Raw genomic sequence first — 6,542 nt, 5'->3', positions numbered from 1 at the left:
CGCGGTCCGGGTCCGGGGCGCCGGACGACGACGGCCCCGGCCCCACGCGCGGCGGACGCGGTGGGACCGGGGCCGGGGCCGGTCGAAACGGGTGTCAGGCCGTCTCGGTGATCGGCCGGTCCACCCAGGACATGAGACCGCGCAGCTTGGTCCCGGTCTCCTCGATCGGGTGCTGCTCGCCCTGCTGCTGCAGCCTGCGGAAGTTGGGCCGGTCGGCCTCGTCCTCGGCGACCCACTCGCGGGCGAACGTGCCGTCCTGGATCTCGGCCAGCACGGCCTTCATGTTCTCCTTCACCTCGGGCCCGATCACGCGGGGACCGCGGGTGAGGTCGCCGTACTCGGCGGTGTCGGAGATGGAGTACCGCATCCGCGCGATCCCGCCCTCGTACATCAGGTCCACGATGAGCTTCAGCTCGTGCAGGACCTCGAAGTAGGCGATCTCCGGCGCGTACCCGGCCTCGGTGAGCACCTCGAAGCCGGTCTGCACGAGCGCGGAGGTCCCGCCGCACAGCACCGACTGCTCCCCGAACAGGTCCGTCTCGGTCTCCTCGGTGAACGTCGTCTTGATCACGCCGGCACGGGCGCCGCCGATCGCGGCGGCGTAGGACAGCGCGAGCGCCTGACCGTTGCCGCTCGGGTCCTGCTCGACGGCGATCAGGCACGGCACACCCTTGCCGTCGAGGAACTGCCTGCGCACCAGGTGGCCCGGGCCCTTGGGCGCCACCATCGCGACGTCCACGTCGGCGGGCGGCTTGATCAGCTCGTAGCGGATGTTGAAGCCGTGCCCGAAGAACAACGCGTCACCCGCGGACAGGTTCGGCTCGATGTCCTCGGTGTAGATCGCGCGCTGCTTGGTGTCCGGCGTGAGGATCATGATGAGGTCGGCCTCGCGGGCCGCCTCAGCGGGTGTGGTCACCCGCAGGCCCTCCTCCTCGGCCTTGGCGCGCGACTTCGACCCCTCGGGCAGGCCGATGCGGACGTCCACACCGGAGTCCCGCAGGCTCAGGGCGTGGGCGTGGCCCTGGCTTCCGTAGCCGATCACGGCCACGGTGCGGCCCTGGATGATGCCGAGGTCCGCGTCGGCCTCGTAGAAGATCTCGACTGACATGAGGGGTGGTACTTCCTTTCGGTGTTGACGGGAAAAGCGGCGGAGGCGGAGTACCCGCGCGGAGATCAGCGCGTCGCGCCCGCCGTGATGGAGCGTGCACCGCGCCCGACGGCGACCATGCCCGACTGCACCAGCTCGCGCACCCCGTAGGGTTCGAGCATCCGCAGCAGCGCATTGATCTTGTCGCTGGTGCCGGTGGCCTCGATCGTGACGGCCTCCGGGGAGACGTCGACGACCTTGGCGCGGAACAGCTGCACGGTCTCCAGCACCTGGCTGCGCACGGTGGCGTCGGCCCGGACCTTCACCAGCAGCAGTTCCCGCTGCACGGAGCTGTCCGGGTCCAGTTCGACGATCTTGATGACGTTGACGAGCTTGTTGAGCTGCTTGGTCACCTGTTCGAGCGGGAGTTCCTCGACGGCGACCACGATCGTCATGCGGGACACCTCGGGGTTCTCCGTGGGTCCCACGGCCAGCGACTCGATGTTGAAGCCACGGCGGGAGAACAGCCCCGACACCCGCGCGAGCACGCCGGGAACATTCTCCACCAGGACGCTCAGAGTATGGTTGGTCATCGGCGTTTCCGCTCCCTTCGTTCCTCAGTCGACGGAAACGCCCACGGGAGCGCTTCCTCCCTCCGGTCGTCAGCGCTCACGGCCGTTTCCGCTCCCTTCGTTCCTCAGTCCACGGAAACGCCCGTGAGGCACAAGCGCTCTGTGTCCATCTGAGCGCTTCCTCCCTCCGGTCGTCAGCGCTCATTGCGAGACCTCGTCGTCGTCGAACAGCGGGCGGATGCCGCGTGCGGCCATGATCTCGTCGTTCCCGGTGCCCGCGGCCACCATCGGCCACACCTGGGCGTCCTTGCCGACGACGAAGTCGATCACGACGGGGCGGTCGTTGATCTCCATCGCCCGGCCGAGCACCTCGTCCACGCCGTCCTTCGTCTCGCACCGGAGTCCCGCACAGCCCATGGCCTCCGCCATGAGGGCGAAGTCGGGGATGCGGTGCCGGTGGCTGCCGAGGTCGGTGTTCGAGTAACGCTCGGCGTAGAAGAGATTCTGCCACTGGCGCACCATGCCGAGGTTGCCGTTGTTGATGACGGCGACCTTGATCGGGATTCCCTCGATCGCGCAGGTGGCCAGCTCCTGGTTGGTCATCTGGAAGCAGCCGTCCCCGTCGATGGCCCAGACCTGCCGGTCCGGGTACGCGAGCTGGGCGCCCATCGCGGCGGGCACCGCGAAGCCCATCGTGCCGAGCCCGCCCGAGTTGATCCAGGTGCCGGGCCGCTCGTAACCGATGAACTGGGCCGCCCACATCTGGTGCTGGCCCACCCCCGCCGCGTAGATCGCGTCCGGACCGGCCAACTCCCCGATCCGCTCGATGACGTACTGCGGCGCCAGGGTGCCGTCCTCCGGCCAGTCGTAGCCGGCGGGGAAGGTGTTCCGCCACGAGTCGAGCTGGGTCCACCACGGGCCGAGGTCTTCGGAGCCGTTCTCCCCGGTCTCCGACCGCACCGCCTCCACCAGGTCGCCGATGATCTCCGCACAGTCGCCGACGATCGGCACGTCGGCCTTGCGGTTCTTCGAGATCTCCGCCGGGTCGATGTCCGCGTGCACCACGGTCGCCTCGGGCGCGAACGAGTCGAGCCTGCCGGTCACCCGGTCGTCGAACCGCGCGCCGAGCGCGACGATCAGATCCGCCCGCTGCATCGACGCCACGGCGGCCACCGAGCCGTGCATCCCCGGCATGCCGAGGTGCTGGGGGTGAGAGTCGGGGAACGCGCCCCGCGCCATGAGGGTGGTCACCACGGGGATGCCGGTCAGTTCCGCGAGTTCGCGCAGCTTCCCGGTGGCCCGCGCCTTGAGCACCCCGCCACCGACGTAGAACACCGGCCGCTGCGACCGGGCCATCAGCCGCGCGGCCTCACGCACCTGTTTGCCGTGCGGGCGCAGGGTCGGCCGGTAGCCGGGCAGACCGGTCTCCGGCGGCCAGGCGAACGACGTCGTCTCCTGGAGCACGTCCTTCGGGATGTCGACCAGCACCGGCCCGGGGCGGCCCGAGTTGGCCAGGTGGAACGCCTCGGCGATCACCTTCGGGATGTCGGCGGGGTCGGTGACCAGGAAGTTGTGCTTGGTGATCGGCATCGTGATGCCGCAGATGTCGGCTTCCTGGAAGGCGTCGGTGCCGATCAGCGCGCGCGTCTGCTGCCCCGTGATGGCCACCACCGGCACGGAGTCCATGTTCGCGTCGGCCAGCGGCGTCACCAGGTTGGTCGCCCCGGGTCCGGACGTGGCCATGCACACCCCGGTCTCCCCGGTGGCCTGGGCGTACCCGGTCGCGGCGTGGCCCGCGCCCTGTTCGTGCCGCACCAGCACGTGGCGCACCTTCGTCGAGTCCAGCAGCGGGTCGTAGGCGGGGAGGATGGTGCCGCCCGGAATGCCGAACACCACGTCGACACCGACCGATTCGAGCGAACGCACGAGCGACTGCGCGCCGGTCAGCCGCACGGGCGTGCCTGCGGGCGGTCCGGGCTTCGGTCGTGCTGGTGACGGGCCGGGCGACGCCGCGGAGGGTGTCGACCCGGCGTTCGGTTCCGATCGCGAGGTGGCGCTGGTCATCGGTTCTCGCCTCATGGGTCGTGGATGGGTGTTGTCGGTGCTGCTTTCCGGGCTGTGCCGAGATCGTTCCCGCGTCCCGGCGCCGCCGCGCATGAAAAAACCCCCGCCGACCACGGATGGTCGCACGAGGGTCGCGCGTCGACGCAGAGCTGACTCCCTACGCGACGCGCGAAGGAAGTACGAGAATGAGCTGCGGTGTCACGGCGTCGACGTTAATCGCCCCCGGAGATCAGTGTCAACTGAGCGGGACGGTGATCCCGGATACTGGACCGACCGGGATTCGCCGACGCCCCGGTTCGCCCGTCGCCCGCTGTGCGGGGCATCATCGGGGTGTGGTGGTGAAACGGGCGAGCAACGGCCAGGACGAGACACCGGTCGCCGGGCGGGACGACCTCCCACCCACGGACGGGGCACGGACCCCGGACGGGAACGGGGTCACCGACCCCGACCGGGGCACCGACGCCGACACGGGAGGCGCCTCCGGCAGGCGCGCCGTCTTCCGCACGCCCGCGCCCGCGCTGCTGGTGGTGTTCCTGCTGCTGGTGGGCATGCTGCCGGTCGCGTTCGCCCTACCGGGGCTCCAGCTGTTGCTGCTGATCCCGCTCGGCCTGGGGCTCTGGGTCGTGCGCAACCGCACCACCGCCACCCGCGAGGGGCTGTCCGTCCGCACCGTGTCGGGCACCCGCGAGCTGCCGTGGGACGGGATCCGGGGCCTGTCCCTCACCCCGAAGTCCTCGGTCGGTGCGGTGCTGGTCGACGGCACCACCGTCCCCCTGCCGGGTGTACGCACCCGCCACCTGCCGGTGCTGGCACTGGTGAGCGAGGGGCGGCTGCCGGATCCCTCCGGTGTGCTCGACCGCACGGACGGGACCGGCTCCCACGATGCGGACGGCACCGACGTGACCGCACCCTCCGGGACACCGGACGACGACACCGCCACCGGGGACGACGGGAAGGACGGGGGCCATACGGCCGGGTAGCCGTCCGGTCACCCGGTCGGGGGCGGGCGTAGTCTCTGCCCCATGCCTGCACTGCGTTCCCGTACCACGACCCACGGCCGCAACGCCGCGGGAGCACGCTCCCTGTGGCGCGCGACCGGCATGACCGACAGCGACTTCGGCAAGCCCATCGTCGCGATCGCCAACTCGTACACGCAGTTCGTCCCGGGGCACGTCCATCTCAAGGACCTCGGGGAGGTCGTCGCCGACGGCGTGCGGGAGGCGGGCGGCGTGCCCCGCGAGTTCCACACCATCGCGGTGGACGACGGCATCGCCATGGGGCACAGCGGGATGCTGTACTCGCTGCCGTCGCGGGAGATCATCGCCGACTCGGTGGAGTACATGACCAACGCCCACCAGGCGGACGCGCTGGTGTGCATCTCGAACTGCGACAAGATCACGCCGGGCATGCTCAACGCCGCGATGCGGCTGAACATCCCCACCGTGTTCGTGTCGGGCGGGCCGATGGAGGCGGGCAAGGCCGTCGTCGTCGACGGGGTCGCCCACGCGCCGACGGACCTGATCACCACGATCGCGGCGTCGGCCAGTTCCGAGGTCGACGACGAGGGGCTGTCCGAGGTCGAGCGCTCGGCGTGCCCGACGTGCGGGTCCTGCTCGGGCATGTTCACAGCGAACTCGATGAACTGTCTCACCGAGGCGCTGGGGCTGTCGCTGCCCGGGAACGGCTCGACGCTGGCGACGCACGCGGCGCGCAGGCAGCTGTTCACCGACGCGGGCACGACCGTGGTGGACCTGGCCCGGCGCTGGTACCGCGACGACGACGAGACGGCGCTCCCGCGTTCGATCGCGAACGAGCGCGCGTTCGCCAACGCGATGGCGCTGGACATGGCGATGGGCGGCTCCACGAACACCGTGCTGCACATCCTCGCGGCCGCACGGGAGGGGGAGATCGCGTTCACCCTGGACGACATCGAGGACATCGGCCGCCGGGTGCCGTGTCTGTCCAAGGTGGCCCCGAACTCGAACTACCACATGGAGGACGTCCACCGGGCCGGTGGCATCCCGGCGATCCTCGGGGAGCTGCACCGGGGCGGCTTCCTGCACACCGACGTGCACGCGATCCACGCGCCGTCGCTGACCGCGTGGCTGTCCGAGTGGGACGTCCGTAGCGGCACCGCGTCGGAGCGTGCCCGGGAACTGTTCCACGCCGCCCCCGGCGGGGTGCGCACGACCGAGGCGTTCTCCACCACGAACCGGTGGTCGTCGCTGGACACCGACGCCGCGGACGGCTGCATCCGGGACGCCGCGCACGCCTACACCGCCAGCGGCGGGCTCACCGTGCTGCGCGGCAATCTGGCCGAGAACGGCGCGATCATCAAGTCGGCGGGGATCGACGAGGAACTGTTCCGGTTCCGGGGGCCCGCCCGCGTCGTGGAGAGCCAGGAGGAGGCGGTCTCGGCGATCCTGGACCGGCAGATCCGGCCGGGCGACGTCGTGGTGGTGCGCTACGAGGGCCCGTCCGGCGGGCCGGGGATGCAGGAGATGCTGCACCCGACCGCCTTCCTCAAGGGCGCGGGCCTGGGCCGGGAGTGCGCGCTGATCACCGACGGGCGGTTCTCCGGCGGGACCTCCGGCCTGTCGGTCGGCCACATCTCCCCCGAGGCCGCCGCGGGCGGGGCGATCGCGCTCGTGGAGGACGGCGACGAGATCCTCATCGACGTGCACGAGGGCAGGCTCTCGGTGCTCGTGGACGACGAGGTGCTCGCCGAGCGGCGGGCGAAGATGGAGGCCGCGGAACGGCCGTGGCAGCCCGCCCGGCGGGAGCGGCCGCTCACCGGCGCGCTGCGCGCCTACGCCCGG

The 6,542-nt window shown here is 70.9% G+C and carries 5 protein-coding genes; 2 read left to right on the top strand and 3 right to left on the bottom strand.

Going from position 1 to position 6,542, the window contains the following annotated elements:
• Positions 1–94: 94 nt before the first annotated feature.
• The 3 genes from ilvC to ACTIR_RS0102360 all read right to left on the bottom strand — a co-directional run bounded on the left by ilvC (position 95) and on the right by ACTIR_RS0102360 (position 3,612).
• Positions 95–1,108 carry a ketol-acid reductoisomerase gene (gene ilvC / locus ACTIR_RS0102370; RefSeq protein ID WP_007024733.1) on the bottom strand — a complete coding sequence of 338 codons (1,014 nt, stop codon included), beginning with the start codon at positions 1,106–1,108 and terminating at the stop codon, positions 95–97.
• A gap of 65 nt (positions 1,109–1,173) precedes the next feature.
• Positions 1,174–1,680, bottom strand: coding sequence for an acetolactate synthase small subunit (ilvN, locus tag ACTIR_RS0102365; RefSeq protein ID WP_007024732.1), 507 nt, complete (start codon positions 1,678–1,680; stop codon positions 1,174–1,176).
• A gap of 180 nt (positions 1,681–1,860) precedes the next feature.
• Positions 1,861–3,612: an acetolactate synthase large subunit gene (locus ACTIR_RS0102360; RefSeq protein WP_026453087.1), complete on the bottom strand. Its 1,752-nt coding sequence runs from the start codon at positions 3,610–3,612 to the stop codon at positions 1,861–1,863.
• 443 nt (positions 3,613–4,055) lie between these two features.
• Here ACTIR_RS0102360 and ACTIR_RS0102355 point away from each other — a divergent pair, with 443 nt between their 5' ends.
• The gene (locus ACTIR_RS0102355; RefSeq protein ID WP_324607085.1) at positions 4,056–4,703 is read left to right on the top strand and encodes a PH domain-containing protein; all 648 of its coding nucleotides are present in this window, start codon (positions 4,056–4,058) and stop codon (positions 4,701–4,703) included.
• 42 nt (positions 4,704–4,745) lie between these two features.
• Positions 4,746–6,542 (top strand): dihydroxy-acid dehydratase (gene ilvD, locus ACTIR_RS0102350; protein WP_026453085.1); only part of this gene is annotated, 1,797 nt, incomplete at its 3' end.

The sequence above is a fragment of the Saccharomonospora iraqiensis subsp. iraqiensis genome, assembly GCF_000430445.1.
Lineage (GTDB): Bacteria > Actinomycetota > Actinomycetes > Mycobacteriales > Pseudonocardiaceae > Saccharomonospora > Saccharomonospora iraqiensis.
This window is presented reverse-complemented; position numbering and strand designations above follow the sequence as displayed.

Bases quoted from the DNA above. Each gene is read 5' to 3' on its own strand.
- ilvC (WP_007024733.1), bottom strand. From the start codon at position 1,108: ATGTCAGTCGAGATCTTCTACGAGGCCGACGCGGACCTCGGCATCATC.
- ilvN (WP_007024732.1), bottom strand. From the start codon at position 1,680: ATGACCAACCATACTCTGAGCGTCCTGGTGGAGAATGTTCCCGGCGTG.